The following is a 25020-nucleotide window of genomic DNA, read 5'->3' on the forward strand; positions in this document are numbered from 1 at the left end:
TGCAGAAATTGAGTGCGAGGAGCCTTCGAACCGGGTTCCCGCCGTCAGTGGTGTCCGGTGGCCGCTCCCTTCACCCGGCCGGACATCACGCCGAACCCATCGATGATCGCTTCCTGGTTTTCCATCCGCGCCACTTCGGACTGCACCTCGTGCAGCGCGCTGATCAACTGGTCGATGCGCTCGGCATCATCTGCTTCGGTCGCCTCCGCCACCTCGCGCTCAAGTTCTTTGCGCTGACGTTTCAAGGCCCGTGCCCGCTTGTAGAGCGACAATGCCTGACGATAGCCCTCCCGGGCATCTTCGGCGGCCGCAATCTCGGTCGCGGTCCACAGCCTCGCATTGCGGATCTGCTGGTCGAGCGTCCTGAGAAGCGTGCCGTGGCCATGCACTTCCAGCTTGCCGATCAGGACCTCACGGCTGAGGCCATGATCGGCCTCTGCCACCGCCGTCAGCAGCGACGACCAGAGTTTCTGCAGGGCCGCATTCTCGAATTCGATCGCGGCGATCTCGTCATATTCATCTTCGAGCAGGGTCGGATGGTTGACGATGGTGAGCGCCAGCACCGTCTCTCGAAGGGTTGGTTGATCCTGATGTCCACGCACGAGACCGGAGCGCGCGAGCCGATCCGAAATCGCACCGCGCCCGGCTGCAACCGGCCCAGGCTGACGTCCGCCAAACCGTCCCTGTCCGCCCTGCCCCTGGCCGCGCCCATTGCCTTGAAAGTTGCCACGTTCACCGCGCTGCGGCTGGCTGCCTTGGAAGAAGGCATAGAGCCTGTCGCGAATATCCTGCTGGTAATGCCGCCGCACATTTTCATCGCCAATGACCGCCACCACCTGCTTGAGCTTGGCCTCAAGTTCCGCGCGCTTTTCCGGCGTGTCGAAGACACCGCTCGACACTTCGCGCGCCCAGACCATGGCAGCGAGCGGCTGGGCTTCGGCCATGACCCGGTCGAAGGGCGCGCGGCCGTCATGTTTGACGAGATCATCAGGATCCTTGCCATCTGGCAGCATGGCGAACCTCACCGATTGCCCAGGCTTCAGATGGGGGAGCGCGATGTCGACGGCGCGAAACGCCGCCCGCTGCCCTGCGCCGTCGCCATCGAAGCACAACACCGGCACCGGCGTCGTCTTCCACATCAACTGCAGCTGGTTTTCCGTCAGTGCCGTGCCGAGCGGAGCGACCGCATTCTCGATCCCCGCCTGGTGAAGCGCGATCACGTCCATATAACCTTCCACGGCAATCAGCGTCTCGGCGCCATCGGCTCCCTGCAAAGCCCTGCGGGCGCGGGAAAAGTTGTAGAGTACATTGCCCTTGTGGAAGAGTTCCGTCTCATTGGAATTGAGATACTTCGCCATGGCATCCGGCGACATGGCGCGACCGCCGAAGGCAATCACCTTGTCGCGCGACGAAAGGATCGGAAACATGATCCGGTCGCGGAAGCGGTCATAGGATACAGGGATCTCCGGGCCGTGGACGACGAGCCCACAGGCCTCGATCTGCTCCTTCGGCACGCCCTTGCCTGCCAGATACTCCTTCAGCGCATTGCGACTTTCGGGCGCATAACCCAGGCGAAACGTCTCGATCGTCCGACCGGTCAGCCCCCGCTCCCGCAAATAGGCCCGCGCCCTAGCGCCGCTTGCCGTCTGCAACTGGTCCTGAAAGAACTGCGTCGCCATTTCCATGACGTCCTGCAGCGTCGTGCGCTCTTTCTCGCGCCGTTCCGCCTGTGGGTCCGGCTGCGGTATCGAAATGCCGGCCATGTCAGCCACCTGCTGCACCGCCTCAACGAAGCTCAACCCTTCTAGATCGGTGAGAAATCGGAAATGATCGCCCGAAACGCCGCAGCCGAAGCAGTGGTAACGCCCCTTGCGATCCTCACAGTGAAAGCTCGGGCTCTTCTCCCCATGAAACGGGCAGCAGGCCCAGTAATCCTGCCGAGAGACATTGGTCTTCTTGCGATCCCAGGTCACACGACGGCCCACCACGGCCGAAATCGGCACGCGGTCACGGATCTCGTCGAGGAAGTCGTTGGAAAAGCGCATCGGTCACCTGAATTCTGATCTTCATATAGGCAGGGACGGACGGCGACGCCAAGGCTTTCGCGCGAGATGCCCACTATTCACAGCCGTTGATCTGGATGACAATTGTATATACAATGGATCGGGTCAGTTTTACGGACCACGGGCGATGCGCAATCTGGACGACATCCCGCAAGATGAATGGGTTTTCGAGTGGGATGAAGTCAAGCGTCTAGCGAACGTCGAAAAGCACGGTATCGACTTTCCGCGTGCCGCCGATGCGCTGTAAGGACCGCGCCTCGACATGCGCTCCGAGAGAAATGGCGAACTGCGAACCCTCGCCATATGCCCTGACACTTTGAGACTGATCGCAGTGGTCTTTATCATGCGCGGCGAGGTTTGCCGCATCATCTCAGCAAGAGCGGCTCACGACGATGAACAAAGAAGATATCGTCAGATATACGATCAAAGAGATCGAGGAGATGATCGCCCGCGGTGAAAGCCAGACCGACTGGGCGCGCGTCGATGCGATGACCGACGAAGACATCAAGCGCGCCATGCGCGACGATCCCGACTGGCAGGACTTCATGGACATCGACTGGTCCAAGGCCAAGATGGTCATCCCTGACAGGAAAAAGGCGATCTCGATCCGCCTCGATCCAGACATCGTCGATTTCTTCCAGGCGACCGGCAAGGGTTACCAGACCCGCATCAACGCGGTCCTGCGCCACTTCGTCGACGAGCAGAAGCGCGCGAAGGGCTGAAACGCAGGACGCCGCCCGAAGGCGGCGCCAAACAGAATGTGACGGAGAACGAGAGTCTACTTCAACAGGTCCTTGACCACACCGGACGCCTTGCCGAAATCCATTTGACCGGCATAGCGCTCCTTCAGCGTGCTGATGCACTTGCCCATATCGCGCAGGCCTTGAGCCCCAGTCTCGTCGATCACAGCCTTGCAAAGCTCACGCACCTTCTCTTCCGGAATCTGCTCCGGCATGAAGGACTTGATGATCTCGATTTCCTCGAGTTCCTGGGCGGCCAACTCCGGACGGGCGTTTTCCGAATAGATCCGGGCGGATTCGTCCCGCTGCTTGATCATCTTCATCAGGATTTGCATGATTTCGTCATCGGTCACCGGATCCTTGCCGGTGCCGCGATGGGCGATGTCACGATCCTTGATCGCCGTTTGGATCAGACGTACCGTCGAGGTACGTCTGACATCCTTGGCCTTCAGGGACTCTTTCATCGCATTGGCGAGTATATCGCGTAGCATTGGTCTCTCCGCGGAAAAGCCGGGGCGGACGGTGGAAATTGTGGCTTTTCCTTGTTCGTTGTTGCCTTCTCATATCCAGACAGTTTCCGCAGTGCAAACGAATTGCACAAACCATTGAAATGGCTTGAGAGAAATCCGTGAGCCGAAGACACTGACGAATTGACCTCGTCGACCGATCCGTCTATTGCTCGGCACCTGCACGCAAATTGTCATCAGGGCTTGAAATCGCGCGTCCTCGCGCGCCCTCGATCTGCAACATAGATGGCCCTGCGACCCTGCCTCGACAAGAGGGCCGGGGCGCGGGCGAACAAGGAACGACCATGACCGCGACAGCTCCCTGGACAACCCGCAAGCCGACCGCCCTCCTCGTTCTCGCCGACGGCACGGTCATCGAAGGCCATGGCATCGGCGCAACGGGCAAGGTCCAGGCGGAAGTTTGCTTCAACACGGCATTGACCGGCTACGAGGAAATCCTGACCGACCCCTCCTATCTCGGCCAGATCGTCACCTTCACCTTCCCCCATATCGGCAATGTCGGCACCAACGACGAAGACATTGAAGATCTGACACCGGCAGCCCGTCACGGCGCGGTCGGCACGATCTTCAAGGCCGATATCACCGAGCCCTCGAACTACCGCGCCGCCTCGCATCTCGACGCCTGGCTCAAAAGCCGAGGCGTCATCGGCCTTTCGGGCGTCGACACACGTGCGCTCACCGCCTGGATCCGGGAAAATGGCGCGCCGAATGCCGTCATTGCGCACGATCCGAACGGCAATTTCGACATCGAGGCCCTGAAGGCCGAAGCCAAGGCCTGGACCGGCCTCGAAGGCCTCGACCTCGCCAAGGTCGCCTCCTCCGGTCAGTCCTCCGTCTGGAACGAGAAGGACTGGAGTTGGACCGAGGGCCACACGACGCTCGGCGCCGATGACGCCAAGTATCACATCGTCTGCGTCGACTTCGGCGTGAAGCGCAACATCCTGCGCCTCTTCGCCGGTCTCGACTGCAAGGTGACCGTCGTTCCCGCCACCTCGTCTGCCGAGGATATCCTGGCGCTGAACCCGGATGGTGTCTTCCTGTCGAACGGCCCTGGCGACCCGGCCGCAACCGGCGAATACGCCGTCCCCGCCATCCAGAACCTGATCAAGTCGGAAAAGCCGCTCTTCGGCATCTGCCTCGGTCACCAGATGCTGGGCCTGGCGCTCGGCGGCAAGACCGAGAAGATGCATCAGGGCCATCACGGCGCAAACCATCCCGTCAAGGACTTCACCACCGGCAAGGTCGAGATCGTCTCGATGAACCACGGCTTCGCAGTCGACTCGAAGTCCCTGCCGGAAAGCGTCGAAGAGACTCACATTTCTCTGTTCGACGGCACCAATTGCGGTCTGCGCCTCAAGGGCAAGCCGGTCTTCTCCGTCCAGCATCACCCGGAAGCCTCCCCCGGCCCGCAGGACAGCCACTATCTCTTCCGCCGCTTCATCAACATGGTGCGGGAGACCAAGGGCGAACCGGCACTAGCCGAACGCTGAAAAGTATCAGGCAAAGCGCGATTGGCGGCCCGGGTTCATCCCCGGGCCGTTTGCATTTCATGCCGGACCTTGAGGTAAAAGCGCAGACACAGCATGAAGGCAGCGCTCGCCAGCCCGACGACAAAGCCGATCCAGATCCCGATACCGCCAACGCCGAGCGGAAATGCCAACAGCCAGGCAAGCAGGAAGCCAATTGGCCAGTAGGCAACCAGCGCCATGATCATTGGCACGCGCGCATCCTTGAGCCCCCTGAGGAGCCCGCTTGCGATCGCCTGCAGGCCATCCACCAACTGAAAGATCCCGGCAATGCCAACCAGCGGCCCGGCATAAGCAAGTACATCAGTTGCATCCGGCGTATGCTCGTTCAAGAATGCACCGGCGAGCAGATGCGGGATTGCCATGAACAGAATGCCGCCCGTGAGAGACAGGATGGCCGCAATCCCCGTCACGGTGATCGCAGCGCGCACCAGCTCCGCATAATTGCCCCGCCCATGCGCGACCCCGACCCTGACGGTCGCAGCCTGTGACAGACCAAGCGGGATCATGAATGCGATCGAGGCCAGCTGCAGTGCGATGCCATGGGCCGCCAGCTCGATGGTACCAATCCGCCCCATCAAAAGCGAAGCGCCGGTGAATAGGCTCACCTCCGCCAGCACAGTCACACTGATCGGCAAACCCAATTGCAGGACCTCGCGAAACGCCTGCCAATCCGGACGCCAGAAGCGGATGAACAGCTCATACCGCTTCGTTTCCTCCCGCGTCTGCAGATAGGCGACCATGGCAAGAAAGCTCACCCACTGGACGATGACGGCGACGATCGCCGCACCCGTCATGCCAAGCGCCGGAAAGCCGAAATGACCAAGCACCAGGCAATAGGCGAGGATCGCGTTGAGAACCAGAATACCAAGGGTTACCCAGAGCACGATACGCGCCCGGCCGGTCGCGCTCACCAGCGCCCGCAAGACGGCAAAGAGCAGCGCCGGCAAGAGGCCGAACTGGATGATCCGGACGTAGCCGGCAGCAAGCGCGGCCACTTCCGGCTTCTGGCCCAGCGACAAGAGCAGCGCCTCGGCATTGTAGAAGAGCGGCGCCGTCAGAAGCGTGTAGAGGATCGCCACCCACATGCCCATGCGGATCGAGCGCCGCACCGAGATCACGTCACTACGTCCATAGGCTTGCGCGACCATCGGGATGACGGCCATCGAGAATCCCGAACCGAAGATGAAGATGGTGAAGAAGAACTGCCCCGCCAGCACCATTGCCGCAAGCGGCACGGCACCCAGTTGCCCCACGATCACCACATCGGTCGTATGAATGCCGAGCTGCGCCAGCTGCGCCCCTATCAGCGGCACCCCGAGCGACATCGTCGCCCGGATATGGGAGACCCAGCTACCAGCGGCGGTAGGAGGATTAACTTCGGAAAAATTGGTGGCGTGCATGACAGGCATCCGAACGAAAAAAGCCGCTTCCAGACAGGGGCTGGTCGCGGCATGTGCAGGATGGATAGGAGAAGCCCCAACAACCGGCAAGCGGAATCCACCACTGTGCAATTTAATTCGTCAAGACTTCACGGAATTTGATGAAATTTGAGGCAGACGCAGCTCTGCTCCTTCAATGCAGCGATGGTCATCACGTGGCTCTCAGTGGGAAAACACCAGAGCCTCTTTCCTGCGGACCCACCCTGCGCCTATGCTGCCGCCGACACTCCTCATGAGAATGGCTTCCCTTATGTTTGAATTGATCTGGCGCGGCATGATCATCGGCGCGGGCGCGACGGTGGCGATGGACCTCTGGGCCATCCTGCTCAGCGCCCTCTTCGGCCAATCGAAAGCGAACTGGGCACCCGTCGGTCGCTGGTTCTATCATCTGAAGAACGGCAAGGTGTTTCACGAGAGCATTGCCGAGGCGTTACCCTATCGGCACGAAATGGCGCTCGGCTGGGTCAGCCATTATGCCGTCGGCATCCTCTATGGAGTGGTGCTCGTTCTGATCATGGGCCAGCAATGGTTGGCGCAACCGACCTTCCTGCCGGCCTGGATCTGGGCCATCATCACCGTGGCCGCTGGATGGTTCCTCCTTCAACCGGGTCTCGGCATCGGCTGGGCCGCCTCTAAAACGCCAAACCCGACCAAGGTCCGCGCCATGAACCTCATCGCCCACACCGTCTTCGGCCTCGGCCTCTGGCTGACGGCACTTCTGCTGCGCTGATCGCAAGGACCGCCGCTTTTACAAGCCGGCGGCCTCTTCTCTCAAGCCTCAGATGTTGCCCGAGAACGTATCGCAGGCGCTGACATTGCCGCTGTCATAACCGCGCTTGAACCATGTCATGCGCTGGGCCGATGTGCCATGGTTGAAGGCATCAGGCACGACATAGCCCTGGCTGCGCTTCTGCAGCGTATCGTCGCCAATCTGCTGGGCCGCATTGAGCGCCTCCTCCAGATCGCCGTCGGACAGGATACCCTCCTTGTCGGCGGATTTCGCCCAGATGCCGGCATAACAATCCGCCTGCAACTCCACCCGCACGGACATCTTGTTCGCCTCGCGCTCGCCCATCGCCTGACGCTGGCGGTTGAACTCCGGCAGCACGCCGGTCAGGTTCTGCACGTGATGGCCAACCTCATGCGCAATCACATAGGCCTGGGCAAAATCGCCGGCGGCGTTGAACTGATCGGACAACTGCCGGAAAAAGGCGGTGTCGAGATAGACCTTTCGGTCACCAGGGCAATAGAAAGGACCAGTGGCGGACGAAGCCTTTCCGCAGGCCGATCGCGTCGTACCGTCGAACAGAACGAGCTTCGGCTCCTCGTAGGTCTCGCCGGACTGCTTGAAGATCCCGTTCCAGGTCGTCTCGGTCTCGGCCAGAACCGTGCGGACAAAGGCCGTCATCTCGTCATTCGCCGGGCCGGCGGGTCGGCTGCCGACCTGTTGCTCATAGCCGGAGCCACCGGAGACATTGCCCTCCTCCAGCACCTGGAGCATGTCGATGCCCATGGCTTTCAGAACAAAGTAGATGACCGCGAGGAAGATGATGGTGCCGATGCTGAGCCCACCGCCCCGTCGCCCACCCATGGGAATTTGAATGCCCGAACGACCGAAGGGATTGCGCCCGAAACCGCCCCCGGAGGATTGCCCGCGCCGATCCTCGATATTGTCCGACTGACGACGGCCCTTCCATTCCATGATGATCCCCTCTCCGGCTGTTGCCGTCCTCAACGCCATATCAGCTTAAAGCGTTCCGTCGCGTCATCAAGCTTTAGCTCGTGGAATAGCCGTATTCCCCGCCACGCGTCAGCGCCCGCTGATAGGCAGGCCGCGCGCGGATGCGCTCCATCCAGCCACGGAGCACCGTCGTATCCTGTCCCTTGTCGATCCGCGTCATGCCGGCCTCGACAGGGAAGCTCATGGCGATATCGGCCGCAGAGAAATTTGATCCTGCGAACCAGCCGTCCTCGCCGACTTCCGCAATCCAGAGCGACAGGTGATCGGCCAACTGCGGATCGATCAACTTCGAGGCGACACCTCCGGAAATCATCTTCGCAACAGGCCTGATGAAGAAGGGTACCTGGCCCGGAATGCGCGCAAAGATCAGCTTCATCACCAGAAGCGGCATGGCCGACCCCTCGGCATAATGCATCCAGTAGCGGTAGCGCAGCCGCGCATCCGTGCCTTCCGGTGGACGCAGGCTCTCGCCGCCATAGGTCTCGATTAGATACTCCATGATCGCGCCGCTTTCGGCGATTATCCGGCCGCCATCCTCGATGACAGGCGACTTGCCGAGCGGATGGATCGCCTTCAATTCCTCAGGCGCCCGGTACTCTTTCGTCCGGTGATAGACCTTGACTTGGTAGTCGAGCCCCAGTTCCTCCAGGAGCCACAGGATGCGGTGCGCGCGGGAATTGTCGAGGTAATGCACTGTGATCATCGTAAACGTCCCATTGGCAGAGACTTTCCTATCTAGCGCCGGCAACCCTATCCGTCGACGGCAGGCGCCGCGAATTGCAACCTCCGCCTCCCTGAGATTTACGGGATTGGCATCGCTTTGTGCCACGTGCCAGTATCGCCCGGGGGCGATTCAATTTGGAGGAGAATGCAATGAAAGCCATGCGGCTCGAGGGTGTCGGGCAGTTGTTCACGCGGGAAGTGGACAAGCCAGCGCCCGGACCGGAGGATCTGTTGGTGCGCGTTGAGGCCTGTGGCGTCTGCGGCACCGATCGTCACCTGTTCCACGGGGAATTTCCCTCGAAGCCCCCGGTAACGCTCGGGCATGAGTTTTCCGGCATCATCGAGGCGATCGGCTCGCAGGTGACCGGCTTTGCCATCGGCGATCGCATTACCGGCGATCCGAACATCGCCTGTGGCCGCTGCAGCCATTGCGTCAACGGCCGGGTCAATCTTTGCCGCAATCTTCAGGCGATCGGCATCGCCCGCGATGGCGGTTTCGCCGACTACGTGGTCGTGCCGCAGAAACAGGCCTTCCTGCTGCCTCCAGATCTCGACCCGATGTTCGGCGCCTTCTGCGAACCGCTCGCCTGCTGCCTGCACGGCATCGACCTTTCCGAGATCAAAGCCGGATCCTCGGTCGTCGTGCTCGGCGGCGGCGTGATCGGCCTGTTGACCGTGCAGCTCGCACGACTTGCCGGCGCCAGCACCGTCATTTTGTCCACCCGCCAGGCGTCGCGCCGCGAACTCGCGGAACAGCTCGGTGCGACCGCCAGTGTCGATCCCTCGGCATCGGATATCATCGAGGCCATAACTGGCGCCGCAGGCCTCGTTCCCGGCGGGGTGGACGTGGTGCTCGAATGTGCAGGCGTCGGCGAGACAGTGCAGCAGGCCGTGAAACTGGTCCGTCCCGGCGGCACAGTCGTCATCCTCGGTGTCATGGCGCAGGGCGAGAAGATCGAGATCGAGCCCTTCGACCTGCTCTTCCGCGAGGTGAAACTTGTCACCTCTTTCCTCAACCCCTTCACCCACCGCCGCGCCGCCGATCTGATCGCATCAGGCACGATCGAGGTCGAGCGGCTGATTTCCCGCAAGGTCTCGCTCGATGAGGCTCCGGCTGTTGTATCCAACCCGCCGGGCCGAGGTGAGGTCAAGGTTCTGGTCGTCCCGAGCTTGTAAAGCGTGTAGCCGAAGGTGTGCCCGCGCTCACAGCACGGGCCGCCTGTCCTTCCAGGGCCGCGCCTGCTCCAACTGTCCGGCAAGCGAGAACAGCGTCTCCTCGTCGGCGAAGCGGCCAACAAACTGCATGCCGATCGGCAGCCCCTCCTTCGACCAGCCAATCGGCACCGACATCGCCGGCTGCCCGGTGACGTTGAAGACCGGCGTCCACGGAATGAATTCGAAGGTCTGCGCTGCCAACTGCTCGGCGATCCCGAGCTTCTTCAGCAGCCATCCACCGCCGACATGGCCAAGCACCTTCAGCAGCGCCTTTTCTGCCGAAGACGGCTGCAATGCCCCGATCTTAACCGGCAGCGACGAGAGGACCGGCGTCATCAGCACTTCGTAGTCGTTGAAAAAGCCGAGCACGGAACGACTGGCGAGCTTCAAGTACCGATGTGCCGCAACCAGTTCCGCCGCCGAGTAGCCATCGCCGAGCAGTCCCATGCCGAAGGACGAAGCATCGTAATCGCCGGGCCTTATCCGCACGCCGAATGTCTTTGCCGTGAACTCGATATCGGCCCGCAATTCCCCCGCCAGCGCTGTCAGGAATGCCATGGAAAAGGCCTCCCGGTCGACCGGCGGTGCGGCCTCCACCACCTGATGTCCGAGGTCCGTCAGCAAGGACACGGCCTCGTCGAAAGCCGTCACGACCTCCGGCGACACCGTCTTTCCGAGCATCGGCGCCTTCGATACGGCAATTTTCAGCCGCACCGGCGACCGGGAGACGGCCTCCAGATAGGAGCCGGCAAACACCGGCAGCGGATGCGGGGAGCCGATATCGGGCCCGTGCGTGGCATCGAGCACCGCCGCACTGTCTCGCACCGAGCGGGTCAGCACATGTTCGATGGCAAAGCCGGACCAGGCCTCGCCGATGAAGGGACCGGCCGGAGTGCGGCCTCGCGTCGGCTTCATGCCGAAGACACCGCAAGCTGAAGCCGGGATGCGGATCGATCCGCCGCCATCGCCACCCGATGCGATCGGCACCATGCCGCTTGCAACAGCCGCCGCCGATCCACCCGACGAGCCGCCGGGCGTCCGGCTCACATCCCAGGGATTGCGTGCCGGCCCGCTGGCCTCGGCCTCTGTATAAGGTGTCAATCCGAACTCCGGCGTGTTCGTCCGGCCTGCAATGACAAGGCCCGCCGCTTCCCATCGCCGAACCAGTTCGCTGTCGCCGCGCGCCACCGGCCCTGCCCACAACCGGTTGCCATTGCCTGTCGGCACGCCGTCGATCTGCGCCAGCAGATCCTTGACCAGAAACGGCACACCAAAAAGTGGTCCGTCGCCGACCCCGGCGTCCAGGCGATTACGGGCGCGCTCGAAGAGCGGCCGCACGACCGCGTTGAGCGAAGGATTGATCGCTTCGATCCGCGCAATCGCGGCCTCCAGCACCTCGCTCGCAGACACGTCGCCGCGGCGGATCAGCTCTGCCAGTCCAAGCCCGTCATATTCAGCGTAATCCTGAAACATCTCTCCCCCTGCCGTCATCTCCGTGGCGCCACCATCGGGAGAAACCTTCATCATGACAAGGGCGCCGCCAACATAACCGTCCAGTCGAATATAAAGGACTGCTTAACCATCGAAGGGTAGATTCCAGCTTGGACTCGGCTGCGAGCCGATACGGCGACGCCTGCCGTCGCCATGCTGAGAAAAGGCTAATAAGGGAACGGTCCATGCTCTTCAAATCCGCCACGAGCCGGAACATCTTTTCCACCGTCGGGCTCGGTGTCGTCACCACCATCGGCGTTGCCGCAACGCTGCTCGGCCTCACCTATGGCCACATCCGCAGCGCCAGCATCAACCAGATGCACATGGCCGCCTCGAATGCCGCAGCCGAAATCGAACAGAGTCTGCGCGTTGGCCACCAGATGGTCGAGGGCATGGAAACCGCGATCATGGCCCTGCGTGCCAACGGACAGGCCGATCGCGCGACCGTCATGGCCGTGATGCAGCAGGCATTGGAGGCCTATCCTGGCTCGATCGGCGTTTCCACGGGCTGGGAGCCTGACGCTTTCGACGGCAAGGATAAGGATTTTGTGGGCAAGCCGGCCCACGATCAGACTGGCCGCTTTGTGCCGTATATCTATCGCGCTGGTGGCGCCATCAAGACCGACGTACTGCTCGACTACGACAAGCCCGGCGTTGGCGATTACTATCAGTTACCGGTCAAGACCGGCAAGCCGGCCCTGCTCGAGCCCTACGTCTATCCAGTGGACGGCAAGGACGTCCTCATGACCACCATTTCGGTTCCGGTCTTCGATGCGGGCAAGGCCGTCGGTTATGTCGGCGCCGACATCGATCTCGACAAGACTGCGGCCGATCTAGCGTCGAACCGTCCGCTCGGCGATGGCTATATCGCCCTCCTCTCTTCTGCCAACGCTTTTGTCAGCCATCCCGAGAAGGACGTCATGGGCAAGGCACTCAAGGACAGCGGGGTGGACGCCGCAGGTTGGCAAGCCGTCCTGAAAACCCCCGGCACGGTGGGGATGATCACGGACAAGGACGGCGTCGAGCGCATGGCAATCGCCGTTCCGATCGAACCCTTCGAAGGGGCGACGTGGAAGGTCGTGGTCGCCGTCCCAAGCGCGACGGTGCTCGGCGCCCTCACCCAGACGGTCTGGACCTCCGTCCTCGTGATCGCCGGCGCCACCGTCTTCCTCGTTCTCGTCGGCTGGCTGCTCGCCCGCGGCTTCATCGGCCGCATCAACCGTGTCATCGATCAGACAACCCGCATTGCCTCGGGTGATCTCAATGTCGAACTGACTGACAAGGAACGGGACGATGAGATCGGCGACCTCTCGCGCTCGCTCGGCATCCTGCTGGAGAGCAACCGCAAGAAAGTCGAACTGGAAGCCGAGGCCCAGGCCCGCTTCGAGCAGGAAGAAATCGAACGTGTCGAACGCTCCAAGGGACATAAGGCGCGAGAAGAGGAAATCCGCTTCGTCGTCGACGAACTGCGCGCCGGCCTCGCCCGCCTCTCCGACGGCGATATGACCGTTCGCCTGGAAAAACCCTTCTCGCCCGCCCTCGACGAGATCCGCAGCAACTTTAACGACTCGATCGAAAAGCTGCGCGCAGCTCTCGTCTCCTTCAGCGAGAATGCGACAACCATCGAGACCGGCTCTAACGAGATCCGCGCCGCCGCAGACGATCTTGCCCGCCGCACCGAACAGCAGGCAGCCTCCGTCGAACAGACGTCGGCCGCACTGTCGCAGATCACCCGCTCGGTTAAGGAAAGCACGCAGCGCGCCGAAGAAGCCGGGCTGCAGGTCAGCCGCACGAAGGAAAGTGCCGAGCATTCTGGCGAGGTGGTGCGTTCTGCAATTGACGCCATGAGTGCGATCGAGCAGTCCTCGCAGTCGATCTCCAACATTATCGGCGTGATCGACGAAATCGCCTTCCAGACAAACCTGCTCGCGCTCAATGCCGGCGTCGAAGCGGCCCGCGCCGGTGAAGCAGGCAAGGGATTTGCCGTCGTTGCTCAGGAAGTGCGTGAACTCGCCCAACGCTCGGCCAATGCCGCCAAGGAGATCAAGAGCCTGATCACCGCCTCCGGAGATCAGGTGAAGCATGGCGTCTCGCTGGTCGACCAGACGGGTGAAGCGCTGTCGGCCATCGTCGCCGAGGTCCAGCAGATCAACACCAATGTCCAGGCAATCGTCGAAGCCGCCCGCGAACAGTCGACCGGCCTCCACGAGATCAACGCCGCCGTCAACATCATGGACCAGGGCACCCAGAAGAACGCGGCTATGGTCGAAGAGACCAATGCCGCATCCCACACACTGGTGTCGGAAGTGCAGTCCCTGTCTTCACGTCTCGCTCAGTTCAATCTAGGCCAGGCCTCCGCCAACCGACAAGCTGCCGCCTATTCCGGCGCGAACAGCGGCCCGTCGCGCCCGGCACCCACCCAGACGCCCGGTCCCGCACGCCCGGCACCCGTTGCCGCAACCGCGCGTCCGGTCGCATCTCCGGCGCGTGCTCTCGCCGGAAAGATAGCCTCCGCCATAGGCGCCAAACCTGCCCCGAGCGGCGCGGAATGGGAAGAGTTTTAAGCAGCCTCAAGCGAAACCGACGACGAAAAATGGCGGGCTTCCCCGCCATTTTTTATGCCGCCAGGAAGTGACCGGTCCGCCTGACGCCTAGGGCTGCGGTTCTAGGACCAGCAATTCCTCAAAATGGTTCATGTCCTCGAAGCTGCAAAAGGCCGGCGGCCTGAGCGAGAGGATCGCAACCCGCTGCCGGATCTCCGCAACCACCTCTGCCAGGAATGACTGCCAGATCAACATCGTCTCGTCGTCGAAGCGCTCAATCATGTAGGCAAAGGTGATGTGAAAGGCATAGGTGTCATGGTCCGGATGGCGATAACCGAGCAGATCAGCCAGGCGATCACGCCACGAGCGCAAGGCGACCCGATCCGCCTCTGTCACCCCCTCAAGCGTCAGCCCGTTCGGCGTTGCCTCTGCGACCTGCATCTGAAAGGCCGGTCCCGGCACAAATCCGGCAAGCCGATCAAGAAGGATCGCCGTCATGTCATCTACCGGCGTTTCCAGCGGCACATCTTCCGGCCAATAGGGCAATTGTCGCCTATATTCGATAATGCCCTGGAATATCGTCATGTGCAGGCTGGATTCGGCCGTGAAGGCGAGGTGCTGACCACCCGGCATCCCACGATAGCGCGCGCGGACCTCCTGCAGCACGCCCTCCGTCTCCGACCCTGCCTCCAGGTGGCAAACGAGCGTATTGCCCGGCTCCGGCAGAAAAATGCCGGCAGCATTGTAGCGGGTCCCCAGATGCGGAATTGGCTTCGGATTCAAGCTGCGGGAAAACGGTCTGAGGTGCGGCGAAAGCGTGGAGAGCGTCATGGGGAGGTTCCGGTGGCATCTGAGCGGTGCCTAGAGCATCCTCACGAAACTCCTGTGACAGAGCGACCCAAATCGGCGCCATTCGCCGTCCGCCCCTCCCTCCCCAACTTTCCTGCCAAAGCCGGCAATTATGGGGTTGGTTTGCACGCCGACTTTCCCTATAAGCCGCTTCTAGCCTGAAAAGACCATCTCTCTGCGCCCGGCCGGTGACCTCCCTCACCCAGGCCGGTTTTTCGCGCAGGTCAAAGAACGGATAGAGCCATGCCGAAGCGCCAAGATATCAAGTCCATCCTCATCATTGGCGCAGGGCCGATCGTCATCGGCCAGGCATGCGAGTTCGACTATTCCGGCACCCAGGCGGTGAAGGCGCTGAAGGAGGAAGGGTACCGGGTTATCCTGGTCAACTCCAACCCGGCCACCATCATGACCGATCCGGGCCTCGCCGACGCCACTTACGTCGAGCCGATCACGCCTGAAGTCGTCGCCAAGATCATCGCCAAGGAGCGCCCGGATGCGCTGCTCCCGACCATGGGCGGCCAGACGGCACTCAACACCGCGCTCTCCCTGAAGCGGATGGGCGTGCTTGACCGCTACAATGTCGAGATGATCGGCGCCAAGCCGGCTGCCATCGACATGGCCGAAGACCGCGCCCTCTTCCGCGAGGCCATGGCCCGCATCGGCCTTGAGACGCCGAAGTCGATGCTGGCCAATGCGACCGAGATCAAGGACGCCGACCGCAAGACCCATGAAGCTGCCCGCAACGAACTGCGTGCAAAACTCTCCGGCGCCGAACTCGACAAGGCGCTCGACGAGCTGGAAAACCAGTGGAACCTGGGTGAGACCGACCGCAAGCAGCGCTACATGGCCCATGCCATGGCGATCGCCGCCCAGGCGCTCGACCATGTCGGCCTGCCCGCCATCATCCGCCCGTCCTTCACCATGGGCGGCACCGGTGGCGGCATCGCCTACAACCGCTCGGAATTCTACGAGATCATCAATTCCGGCCTCGACGCCTCGCCGACGACGGAAGTCCTCATCGAGGAAAGCGTCCTCGGCTGGAAGGAATATGAAATGGAAGTCGTCCGCGACAAGGCGGACAACTGCATCATCATCTGCTCGATCGAAAACATCGACCCGATGGGCGTGCACACCGGTGACTCGATCACCGTTGCTCCGGCACTGACCCTGACGGACAAGGAATACCAGATCATGCGCAACGCCTCGATCGCGGTTCTCCGCGAGATCGGCGTTGAAACCGGCGGCTCGAACGTCCAGTTCGCCGTCAATCCGAAGGACGGCCGCCTCGTCGTTATCGAAATGAACCCGCGCGTCTCGCGCTCGTCGGCGCTGGCCTCCAAGGCCACCGGCTTCCCGATCGCCAAAGTCGCCGCCAAGCTCGCCGTCGGCTATACGCTGGATGAACTCGACAACGACATCACCGGCGGCGCGACGCCGGCTTCGTTCGAACCGTCGATCGATTACGTCGTCACAAAAATCCCGCGCTTTGCCTTCGAGAAGTTCCCGGGCGCCGAGCCGACGCTGACCACCGCTATGAAGTCGGTCGGCGAAGTCATGGCGATCGGCCGCACCTTTGCAGAATCGCTGCAGAAGGCCCTGCGCGGCCTCGAGACCGGCCTCACCGGCCTCGACGAAATCGAAATCCCCGGTCTCGGCTCGAACGGCGATGGCGGCGACGACAAGAACGCCATCCGCGCGGCCATCGGCACGCCGACGCCTGACCGCCTGCGCATGGTCGCCCAGGCGCTTCGCCTCGGCATGTCGCCGGAGGAAGTGCACGAAGGCTGCAAGATCGATCCGTGGTTCATCGCCCAGTTCAAAGCGATCGTCGACATGGAAGCCCGCGTGCGCGAGCATGGTCTGCCGGAAGATGCCGAAAACCTGCGCGCGCTGAAGGCCATGGGCTTCTCCGATGCCCGCCTCGCCTCGCTCTCCGGCAAGCGCCCGAAGGAAGTAGCCGAACTGCGCAACGGGCTTGGCGTGCGCCCGGTCTTCAAGCGCATCGACACCTGCGCCGCTGAATTCGCCTCGCCGACCGCCTACATGTACTCGTCCTATGAGACGCCCTTCGTCGGCCAGCTCCGCTCCGAAGCCCAGGTCTCCGACCGCAAGAAGGTCGTCATCCTCGGCGGCGGCCCGAACCGCATCGGCCAGGGCATCGAATTCGACTATTGCTGCTGCCATGCCGCCTTCGCGCTGAAGGATGCGGGCTTCGAAGCCATCATGGTCAACTGCAATCCGGAAACCGTCTCGACCGACTACGACACCTCAGACCGCCTCTATTTCGAGCCGCTGACGGCCGAAGACGTGATCGAGATCCTGCGCGCCGAGCAGGAAAAGGGCGAAGTCGTCGGCGTCATCGTCCAGTTCGGTGGCCAGACCCCGCTGAAGCTCGCCGAAGCGCTGGAAAAGAATGGCATCCCGATCCTTGGCACCGCGCCCGACATGATCGACCTCGCCGAAGACCGCGACCGCTTCCAGAAGCTCCTGATGAAGCTCGACCTGACCCAGCCGAACAATGGCATCGCCTACTCGGTCGAGCAGGCCCGCCTGGTCGCGACCGAAATCGGCTTCCCGCTGGTCGTTCGCCCGTCCTACGTGCTCGGCGGCCGCGCCATGCAGATCATCCATTCGGAAGGTCAGCTGCAGTCCTACCTGCTCGACACCGTTCCGGGTCTCGTGCCCGAGGACATCAAGCAGCGCTACCCGAACGACAAGACCGGCCAGATCAACACCCTGCTCGGCAAGAACCCGCTGCTGTTCGACAGCTACCTCACCAATGCCATCGAAGTCGACGTCGATGCGCTTTGCGATGGCGAAACCGTCTTCGTCTCGGGGATCATGGAGCATATCGAGGAAGCCGGCATCCATTCGGGTGACTCGGCCTGCTCGCTGCCCTCTCGTTCGCTGTCCAAGGACATGCTGGACGAGTTGGAACGCCAGACGGCCGCCATGGCCAAGGCGCTCAATGTCGGCGGCCTGATGAACGTCCAGTACGCCATCAAGGACGACGTGATCTACGTGCTCGAAGTCAATCCGCGTGCCTCGCGCACCGTACCCTTCGTCGCCAAGACCATCGGCGCCCCGATCGCCAAGATCGCCGCCCGCATCATGACTGGCGAAAAGCTCGACGACGCGATCGCCGCCTATGGCACGAAGCCCGATCCGCGCAACCTCAAGCACATCGCCGTCAAGGAAGCCGTCTTCCCCTTCGCCCGCTTCCCCGGCGTCGACACGCTGCTCGGTCCGGAAATGCGCTCCACCGGCGAAGTGATGGGTCTCGACACCGACTTTGCGCTCGCCTTCGCCAAGAGCCAGCTCGGCGCCTCCGTCGAACTGCCGCGTGACGGCACGGTCTTCGTTTCGGTTCGCGACGAAGATAAGGCCCGCGTCCTGCCCGCGATCCTGCTTCTGACCGAAATCGGCTTCAAGGTCATGGCGACCGGCGGCACCCAGCGCTTCCTCGCCGAAAATGACATCCCGGCGATGAAGATCAACAAGGTGTTGGAAGGACGTCCGCATATCGAGGACGCCATCCGCAACCGTCAGGTCCAGCTGGTCATCAACACGACCGACGGCAACAAGGCGATCTCGGACTCGAAGTCGCTCCGTCGCGCCGCCCTGATGCAGAAGGTGCCTTACTACACCACCATGGCCGGAGCCCTCGCCGCGGCCGAAGCCATCCGGGCGCTGAAGGGCGGCCAGCTCGAAGTACGTCCGCTGCAGAGCTATTTCTGAGGCGGGTCAATGAAGCCGCTCCATTTCACCCTCCACGCGGAAACGGTGATTTCGGAGCGGCAACTTGATCGATCAGGGATCGAATTGTCCGTCCGAGAGCCGGATTGGCACGAGGCGGATCCGGCAGGTCCGCCCACCGACCAGCGCTACCGGCGCATTCCGGAACGCGATGATCGGATCATGCGGGTAATCTGCTTGGCAACGACGACCGAAATCCCAATCATCACGGCATTCCTCGATCGCAAGGCACGGATGTCCAAATGAAGCCGAAGCTCGAATATGATGCCGCCGCCGATGCGGCCTATATCCGCTTCTCCACCGAGCCGGTGCTCGAGACCGAGGAAGCGTCGAAAGGCATCATGCTGGACTATGATCGCGACGGCAGGATTGTCGGCCTCGAAGTTCCGAACGAAAGCACAAACCTGCCGGCAGCCGCACTTGAGGATGCCGCCTGAACGGCATGTCCAAAGTCTAGCCAGCGCATTTCAAAACAACAAAGAGGGCAACCCACCCTTGACGGCCCTTTGCTCATTCTTTATTTATCCGATCAGTTAATTAACCGATCGGCTAATTTCATGCCCGCTGACCCTTTATCCGAAACCCTCTTTGCCCTCGCCGATCCAACGCGGCGTGCTATCCTGGCCCGTTTGTCCACCGGCGAAGCGACGGTCAACGAATTGGCCGAGCCGTTTGCCATGAGCCTGCCGGCCGTCTCCAAACATCTGAAGGTGTTGGAGAGGGCCAAGCTGATCTCGCGCAGTCGAAGCGCCCAGTGGCGCCCCTGCCGGCTGGAGCCGGAACCCTTGAAAGCGGTGGACAGATGGGTGGGCGACTATCGCAAGCTCTGGGACCAGCGGCTGGATAAACTGGAAGGCTATCTGGCTGAGATACAGGCTGGACGCCGAGAGAAGGAGGATAGGACCGATGACTGACAAGCTGGAAATCTTCAACGAGCGGCGATATCCGGTTGCCCCGGCCATCCTGTTCGACGCCTTCGCGGATCCTGACAAGCTTGCTCTCTGGTGGGGGCCGCATGGCTTCACCAACCGGATCGACGCCTTCGACTTCCAGGTGGGCGGCGACTGGCGGCTGACGATGACCTCCTCTGACGGCACTGATTTCGCCAACCGCTGGACCTTTCAGGAAATCGAACGCCCCGTTCGCATTGTCGCGCTCCACCATGAGCCGATGCATGTCTTCACACTCGAGATGACATTCGAACCGGCGGATGCCGGCACTTCTCTTAGGTGGCGCATGCTGTTTGAGCCGACCGATGAAAACCGCCAACTGCAAAAGTTCATTCGCGCAGCCAATGAGCAGAACCTGGACCGCCTCGAACATCTCCTTGAACAGAAAGATCGATGACATGACGGAACAAATCGACCCCGCCCGCATCCTCGAAGTGGATCGCCTCGTCTCCGCCCCCATCGATCTCGTCTTCGAGATGTTCACCCAGCCACGGCACATCGATCAGTGGTGGGGACCGGACGGTTTCCGCAATGAGACCCACGAGATGGAGTTTTCCGTCGGCGGCCTGTGGCGCTACACGATGCACGGACCGGACGGCAAGGACTGGCCGAACTGGGTACGCTATCAGGACATCACGCCCCCGACCCGCATCGCCTATGAGCATGGTGGTGAAATGGGTGAGCCCGCGCATTTCGACGGCGTCATTACCCTTCAGCCGCAGGGCTCGGAAACCCGGGTGACGATCACGCTGATTTTTCCTTCAGCCGAAGCCCGCGACGCGACGCTTGAGTTCGGCGCCGTCGAAGGCGGTCGTCAAACGCTTGCCCGCCTAGACGGGTTCGCCTCGAGCCAGATGCTCGGGAGTTGACATCTCCGACATGTCCCGGCCCTTCATCGGCGAGAACATGTTCCATCAAATAATGGCATTTGTCTAAAGCCGTACGCCAAGGCACTGTGCCGCCGTCTATCGGGAGGTTAGCATGTCCGAGATCATCGAAACCGCCGCTACCAAAGCCACCCGCCGCGAATGGATCGGCCTTCTGATCCTGTCCATCGCCTGCCTGATCTATTCGATGGATCTCTCCGTGCTCTTCCTCGCGATCCCGTCGATCGTTCGCGATCTTGATCCGTCCGCCACACAGCTCCTCTGGATCAATGATATCTACGGCTTCATGGTCGCAGGCTTCCTCGTGACCATGGGCACGCTCGGCGACAGGATCGGCCGACGCAAGGTGCTGCTGATTGGCGCCTTCTTCTTTGCCGCCGCCTCAATCTTTGCTGCCTTCGCCCGAACCGCCGACATGCTGATCTTGGCGCGCGCGCTCCTTGGCATCGCCGGCGCCACCATCGCCCCCTCCACGCTCTCGCTCGTCGTCAACCTGTTTCGCGATGAAGGCGAGCGCAACCGTGCCATCAGCATCTGGGGCACCGCCTTCGCGCTCGGCGGCCTCATCGGTCCATTGATCGGTGGCGTATTGCTGCAATACTTCCACTGGGGCTCGGTCTTCCTGATCAACGTGCCGATCATGGCGCTGCTCCTCGCGACAGCGCCCTTCCTGCTACCGGAATACAAGGACGACAATGCCGGTCGCCTCGATCTTTTGAGCGTCGCACTTTCGCTGCTGACGGTGCTCCCCGTTGTCTATGGCTTCAAGAAGATGGCCGCCGACGGCTTTTCCTCCGAACAGCTCCTGCCCATCGCCCTCGGTCTCGTCGTCGGCTGGATCTTCGTCAGGCGCCAGAAGACGCTGGAGCACCCAATGATCGATCTCGCCCTTTTCCGCATCCCCGCTTTCGCCGCTTCACTGCTGGTCAATCTCGCCGGTGTCTTCTTCATCTTCGGAATTTTTCTCTTCCAGAACCTCTTCTTCCAGCTCGTCGTCGGCCTGACGCCGCTCGAAGCCGCGCTCTGGTCGATACCCTCCTCATTGGTTTTCACCATCATGTCCTTCCAGGCCTGGCGCGTGACGAACCGGTTCGGTCCCGTCCGCACCGTGCTGGCTGGTCTCTTGGTGAACGCGCTCGGCACCGGCCTGATGGCGATCGCCGCGTGGCATTCCAGCCTCGTCGGTGTCCTCGCATCCAGCATGATCATGGGCATCGGCTTCGTGCACGTGATTCTGACAACCACGGGTCTGATCGTCGGCACCGCGCCGCCGGAACGGGCAGGCTCCGCCTCGGCCATCTCGGAGACCAGCGCGGAATTTGGCGGCGCGCTCGGTGTGGCAATTCTCGGCAGCTTGGCGACGGTCTTCTACCGCTTCGGCATGGCCAAAGCAGACCTGAACGGCCTTGCCCCAACCGACGCCGCAGCCGTCACCACGACGCTCGGCAGCGCCATCGACATCGCCCGCAAGACCGGCAACGAGGCCGCTCCATGGCTCGCCACGGCCCGCGACAGCTATGCCGGTGGCTTCGCAATTTGTTGTCTCCTCGCCTGTGTCACCCTCCTGGCGCTCGCCGCGATTGCCCAACGAGTTTACGCCCGCGCCCACATTGACGAGAGCCGCATGGGTCAGCACTAAAGAGATCTTTCACTGAAGCTTTCCGGGCTTCTTCGTATCGGGAAAGCTCTAGCTCCCTGTCCTGGGAAATTCGAGACGCCCGACCGCTGCGCACTTTTGCTGGAATTGCTTTAGACCTGCAGCGAAGCGCGCAAGCGAGCGACATCCGCCAGATCGGACCGGAAGACGGCAAGGCTGCGCACCTTTAGCGCCTCGTCCGGCATGCGCAGAATGGCAGCCGGGTGCGTGGTCACGAACAGGATCATCCCGTCTCGCATCGGGATAGGCATGCCGCGCACCTCGGCAATGGGTTTTGCCTCTCCCGTAAGCGCCAGATAGGCCGTCGCGCCCAGCGCCACCACGACCTTTGGCTTCACGACGTCCAATTCCTTCGCCAGCCACCAGCGGCAATGCGCCACCTCGCCGGCCTCGGGCCGCATGTGGATCCGGCGCTTGCCACGCCGCTCATGTTTGAAATGCTTCACTGCATTGGTCACGTAGACCTCGTCACGGTCGATCCCGGCCATGGAAATGGCCTCGTCGAAGACCCGGCCAGCGGGGCCCACGAATGGCCGCCCAGCCAGGTCTTCCGTGTCGCCCGGCTGCTCACCGACAAACATCACCTCGGCATTCTCTGCTCCCTCGCCGAATACCGTCTGGGTCGCATGGCAATGCAGTGGACAAAGCGTGCAACCTGCCGCTTCACGGCGCAGCGTTTCGAGCGGCGTCAACGGCTCACGCCCCTCGTCTGCATCCTGCGCTCGCCAGGCCTCCTGCAAGCGCTCATGAAAGGCTGGCGGTTGGCTTGCCGCGCGGGCCGCCATCTCCGCCACTCGGCGCTCGGCTCCCGCGATCAGCCCCGGGATAAGCGCCGCCTCCGGCATGTTCTTCCAGTATTTCTTCGGCATCTCCGATTGCATCGCCCGGATTTTCACCCGCGCCGGATTGAAGATGTTGGCGAAATAAGTCTGCCAGAGCCCATCCGTCTCGTCCTCTGCAACAGGCCTCTCCGCCGGCTCTGTCGAGACCTGCAGCACTTCCCCGTCCCAGGCCGCAGCGCCCTTCGGCGTTGCGATCAGCCAATCCATGTCGGTGAAGCGACGCTGGAAGAAGCCGGCCGTGCGCGCAACGATGAAATGATCAGGCTCGAACCAGGCGACGAAGCGACGCCGTCCCGTCTGCATAGCCGGCACCTCGCGAAAGCGCACAAAGGCCTTCATCTTGTGACTGTCTCGCCTGACATTCTTGATCATCGCCCGCAACAGGCTGACATCGGGATCCGAAGTCACCTCCAGCAGCGCGCGCTCTTTCTCGATCCGCCAGAGCAACCGGTAGAGAAGTCCGAAACGCGCGGGATCGCTGTGGCATATCGCGGCCTCGGCAGCCTCCAGAAACCCCTTCGGCACAGAAAAGACGGCGGCAGCGCCTGCATAGCTTTCGACGGAGGCATTCAACCCGAACAGGTCCCCTCCGCCATCCGCTGATTGCCAGAGAACATCCTGCGGCGGAACACCTCCGGCAAGAAGCGCCCGCGCGGCACTACGCCACTCGGCGAAATCCCCCCGCCCTTTCAGCATCACTTGGCGCATCAGAACAGCTGCAACTGTTCCGGCGGCGGCGCAAAGGCCGCCCTCAGATCCGAGCGATCGAGGCTCTGATGCGGTGACCACCCCTCCGCCGTGATGAACGAGCGCACCTTCTTGAGCGATACGCCCAGCCGCGCAAGATCCTCAAGCCGCACCGTGCGATGACGCCGCGCCGAGATCAGCGCATTGACGGTCTTGGTGCCGAAGCCCGGCACGCGCAGCAAGGTTTCCTTGTCCGCCTTGTTCACATCAACCGGAAAACGGTCGCGATTGCCAAGCGCCCAGGCGAGCTTCGGGTCAAGCTCGAGATCGAGCATGCCGCCATGCCCAACCGACGAAATCTCTTCGACGGAAAAACCGTAGAAGCGATAAAGCCAGTCGGCCTGGTAGAGCCTGTGCTCGCGCATCAGCGGCGGCTTGATCAGCGGCAGGTTCTTCGAACTGTCCGGGATCGGGCTGAAGGCCGAATAATAGACGCGCTTCAGACCGTAGGAGCTGTAGAGCCGCGCACTCGACCCGAGGATCGTCGCGTCATTCGCCCCGTCGGCGCCCACGATCATCTGCGTGCTCTGCCCGCCAGGCACGAAGGTCTTGCGCTTACCCGTCATGGTCGGCTCACGCGCCTCCTCGATCTTCAACCTGAGATCCGCCATCGACCGACGGATATTCACCGGCCGCTTCTCGGGCGCATAACGCTCCAGGCCGTGATCGGTGGGCAGCTCGATATTGATCGACAGACGGTCGGCATAAAGGCCCGCCTCTTCCACAAGATGGGCAGACGCCTCCGGGATGGTTTTGAGATGGATATAGCCGCGAAAGCCGTGCTTGACGCGCAGATCCCGGGCGATCTTCACCATCTCTGCCATCGTATCGTCAGAGGAGCGGATGATGCCGGAAGACAGGAACAGGCCTTCGATGTAGTTGCGCCTATAGAACTCGATCGTCAGCCACACGACCTCATCCGGCGTGAACCGCGCCCGCTCCACATTGCTGGACGAGCGATTGATGCAATAGGCACAGTCATAGATGCAGAAATTGGTGAGCAGGATCTTCAACAGCGAGATGCAGCGACCGTCGGGCGCATAGGCATGGCAGATGCCCGAGCCTTCCGTGGACCCGAGCCCCCCACTTGTCTTCGAATCCCGCTTTGTCGTTCCGCTCGAGGCGCAGGACGCATCATACTTGGCCGCATCAGAGAGAATGGCCAGTCGATCTTTCAGCGATTTCTTCATAATCATGTTCACTATATGTTCTTGTGACAATCGTCAACAATCCAGACTGCGACAAACCGTCTGGCGGCAACGCCTCTCAAAATTATGTCTGCCATTTCATATAATTACACCGGTCTCCCCAAGGGGATGAA

General features: G+C 61.9%; 22 protein-coding genes. 13 read left to right on the plus strand and 9 right to left on the minus strand.

Annotated elements, in window-relative coordinates:
- Window positions 1-44: 44 nt before the first annotated feature.
- Complete coding sequence (gene dnaG / locus FJQ55_RS12290) at window positions 45-2045, minus strand: DNA primase (protein WP_140828269.1); 2001 nt, start codon at window positions 2043-2045, stop codon at window positions 45-47.
- A 280-nt stretch (window positions 2046-2325) separates the two neighbouring features.
- Between dnaG and FJQ55_RS23910 the strand changes: the two genes are divergently transcribed.
- On the plus strand, window positions 2326-2520 hold the full coding sequence (locus FJQ55_RS23910) for a BrnT family toxin (RefSeq protein WP_342781695.1): 195 nt from the start codon (window positions 2326-2328) through the stop codon (window positions 2518-2520).
- A complete protein-coding gene (locus FJQ55_RS12300) occupies window positions 2456-2785 on the plus strand; it encodes a BrnA antitoxin family protein (RefSeq protein WP_140828270.1) in 330 nt (109 codons plus the stop codon). The genes FJQ55_RS23910 and FJQ55_RS12300 overlap by 65 nt, the downstream gene beginning before the upstream one ends.
- Window positions 2786-2841: 56 nt before the next feature.
- Here FJQ55_RS12300 and FJQ55_RS12305 read toward each other — a convergent pair whose 3' ends face one another.
- On the minus strand, window positions 2842-3294 hold the full coding sequence (locus tag FJQ55_RS12305) for a GatB/YqeY domain-containing protein (protein ID WP_140828271.1): 453 nt from the start codon (window positions 3292-3294) through the stop codon (window positions 2842-2844).
- Between the two features lie 320 nt (window positions 3295-3614).
- On the opposite strand from FJQ55_RS12305, the gene carA reads away from it, so the two are divergent.
- Window positions 3615-4820 (plus strand): glutamine-hydrolyzing carbamoyl-phosphate synthase small subunit, encoded by a 1206-nt coding sequence (gene carA, locus FJQ55_RS12310; protein ID WP_140828273.1) that lies wholly within the window; start codon window positions 3615-3617, stop codon window positions 4818-4820.
- A gap of 35 nt (window positions 4821-4855) precedes the next feature.
- Here carA and FJQ55_RS12315 read toward each other — a convergent pair whose 3' ends face one another.
- Complete coding sequence (locus FJQ55_RS12315; protein WP_140828274.1) at window positions 4856-6259, minus strand: MATE family efflux transporter; 1404 nt, start codon at window positions 6257-6259, stop codon at window positions 4856-4858.
- A gap of 289 nt (window positions 6260-6548) precedes the next feature.
- Here FJQ55_RS12315 and FJQ55_RS12320 point away from each other — a divergent pair, with 289 nt between their 5' ends.
- Window positions 6549-7028, plus strand: a complete 480-nt coding sequence (locus tag FJQ55_RS12320; RefSeq protein ID WP_140828275.1) for a DUF2938 domain-containing protein — start codon at window positions 6549-6551, stop codon at window positions 7026-7028.
- A 48-nt stretch (window positions 7029-7076) separates the two neighbouring features.
- Here the strand turns inward: FJQ55_RS12320 and ypfJ are convergent, their stop codons facing one another.
- Window positions 7077-8000 carry a KPN_02809 family neutral zinc metallopeptidase gene (gene ypfJ / locus FJQ55_RS12325; RefSeq protein WP_140828277.1) on the minus strand — a complete coding sequence of 308 codons (924 nt, stop codon included), beginning with the start codon at window positions 7998-8000 and terminating at the stop codon, window positions 7077-7079.
- Between the two features lie 73 nt (window positions 8001-8073).
- Window positions 8074-8742 (minus strand): glutathione S-transferase family protein, encoded by a 669-nt coding sequence (locus tag FJQ55_RS12330; RefSeq protein ID WP_140828279.1) that lies wholly within the window; start codon window positions 8740-8742, stop codon window positions 8074-8076.
- Window positions 8743-8912: 170 nt separating this feature from the next.
- On the opposite strand from FJQ55_RS12330, the gene FJQ55_RS12335 reads away from it, so the two are divergent.
- Complete coding sequence (locus tag FJQ55_RS12335; RefSeq protein WP_140828281.1) at window positions 8913-9938, plus strand: zinc-dependent alcohol dehydrogenase family protein; 1026 nt, start codon at window positions 8913-8915, stop codon at window positions 9936-9938.
- A 27-nt stretch (window positions 9939-9965) separates the two neighbouring features.
- Here the strand turns inward: FJQ55_RS12335 and FJQ55_RS12340 are convergent, their stop codons facing one another.
- The gene (locus tag FJQ55_RS12340; RefSeq protein WP_246085089.1) at window positions 9966-11504 is read right to left on the minus strand and encodes an amidase; all 1539 of its coding nucleotides are present in this window, start codon (window positions 11502-11504) and stop codon (window positions 9966-9968) included.
- 149 nt (window positions 11505-11653) lie between these two features.
- Between FJQ55_RS12340 and FJQ55_RS12345 the strand changes: the two genes are divergently transcribed.
- A complete protein-coding gene (locus FJQ55_RS12345) occupies window positions 11654-14032 on the plus strand; it encodes a methyl-accepting chemotaxis protein (RefSeq protein ID WP_140828282.1) in 2379 nt (792 codons plus the stop codon).
- Between the two features lie 87 nt (window positions 14033-14119).
- Here FJQ55_RS12345 and FJQ55_RS12350 read toward each other — a convergent pair whose 3' ends face one another.
- On the minus strand, window positions 14120-14842 hold the full coding sequence (locus FJQ55_RS12350; RefSeq protein ID WP_140828283.1) for a DUF1868 domain-containing protein: 723 nt from the start codon (window positions 14840-14842) through the stop codon (window positions 14120-14122).
- Window positions 14843-15103: 261 nt separating this feature from the next.
- Here FJQ55_RS12350 and carB point away from each other — a divergent pair, with 261 nt between their 5' ends.
- From carB to FJQ55_RS12385, 7 genes are all read left to right on the plus strand, one after another.
- Window positions 15104-18598: a carbamoyl-phosphate synthase large subunit gene (carB, locus tag FJQ55_RS12355; protein ID WP_140828285.1), complete on the plus strand. Its 3495-nt coding sequence runs from the start codon at window positions 15104-15106 to the stop codon at window positions 18596-18598.
- A gap of 9 nt (window positions 18599-18607) precedes the next feature.
- Window positions 18608-18862, plus strand: a complete 255-nt coding sequence (locus FJQ55_RS12360; RefSeq protein ID WP_140828286.1) for a DUF4258 domain-containing protein — start codon at window positions 18608-18610, stop codon at window positions 18860-18862.
- Window positions 18859-19053 (plus strand): DUF2283 domain-containing protein, encoded by a 195-nt coding sequence (locus FJQ55_RS12365; RefSeq protein ID WP_140828288.1) that lies wholly within the window; start codon window positions 18859-18861, stop codon window positions 19051-19053. Before FJQ55_RS12360 ends, FJQ55_RS12365 begins: the two co-directional genes overlap by 4 nt.
- A gap of 120 nt (window positions 19054-19173) precedes the next feature.
- Window positions 19174-19530 (plus strand): ArsR/SmtB family transcription factor, encoded by a 357-nt coding sequence (locus FJQ55_RS12370; protein ID WP_140828289.1) that lies wholly within the window; start codon window positions 19174-19176, stop codon window positions 19528-19530.
- Window positions 19523-19963: an SRPBCC domain-containing protein gene (locus tag FJQ55_RS12375; RefSeq protein WP_140828290.1), complete on the plus strand. Its 441-nt coding sequence runs from the start codon at window positions 19523-19525 to the stop codon at window positions 19961-19963. The genes FJQ55_RS12370 and FJQ55_RS12375 overlap by 8 nt, the downstream gene beginning before the upstream one ends.
- Before the next feature lies 1 nt (window position 19964).
- Window positions 19965-20435 (plus strand): SRPBCC domain-containing protein, encoded by a 471-nt coding sequence (locus FJQ55_RS12380; RefSeq protein WP_140828291.1) that lies wholly within the window; start codon window positions 19965-19967, stop codon window positions 20433-20435.
- Between the two features lie 112 nt (window positions 20436-20547).
- Window positions 20548-22092, plus strand: coding sequence for an MFS transporter (locus FJQ55_RS12385; protein ID WP_140828293.1), 1545 nt, complete (start codon window positions 20548-20550; stop codon window positions 22090-22092).
- Between the two features lie 110 nt (window positions 22093-22202).
- On the opposite strand, the gene FJQ55_RS12390 is transcribed toward FJQ55_RS12385, so the two are convergent.
- Both FJQ55_RS12390 and FJQ55_RS12395 read right to left on the minus strand, forming a co-directional pair.
- A complete protein-coding gene (locus FJQ55_RS12390) occupies window positions 22203-23660 on the minus strand; it encodes a UdgX family uracil-DNA binding protein (protein ID WP_140828294.1) in 1458 nt (485 codons plus the stop codon).
- Complete coding sequence (locus FJQ55_RS12395; RefSeq protein WP_140829271.1) at window positions 23660-24889, minus strand: putative DNA modification/repair radical SAM protein; 1230 nt, start codon at window positions 24887-24889, stop codon at window positions 23660-23662. Before FJQ55_RS12395 ends, FJQ55_RS12390 begins: the two co-directional genes overlap by 1 nt.
- Window positions 24890-25020: the final 131 nt, after the last annotated feature.

Origin of the sequence: Rhizobium glycinendophyticum, assembly GCF_006443685.1 — a bacterium.
Lineage (GTDB): Bacteria > Pseudomonadota > Alphaproteobacteria > Rhizobiales > Rhizobiaceae > Allorhizobium > Allorhizobium glycinendophyticum.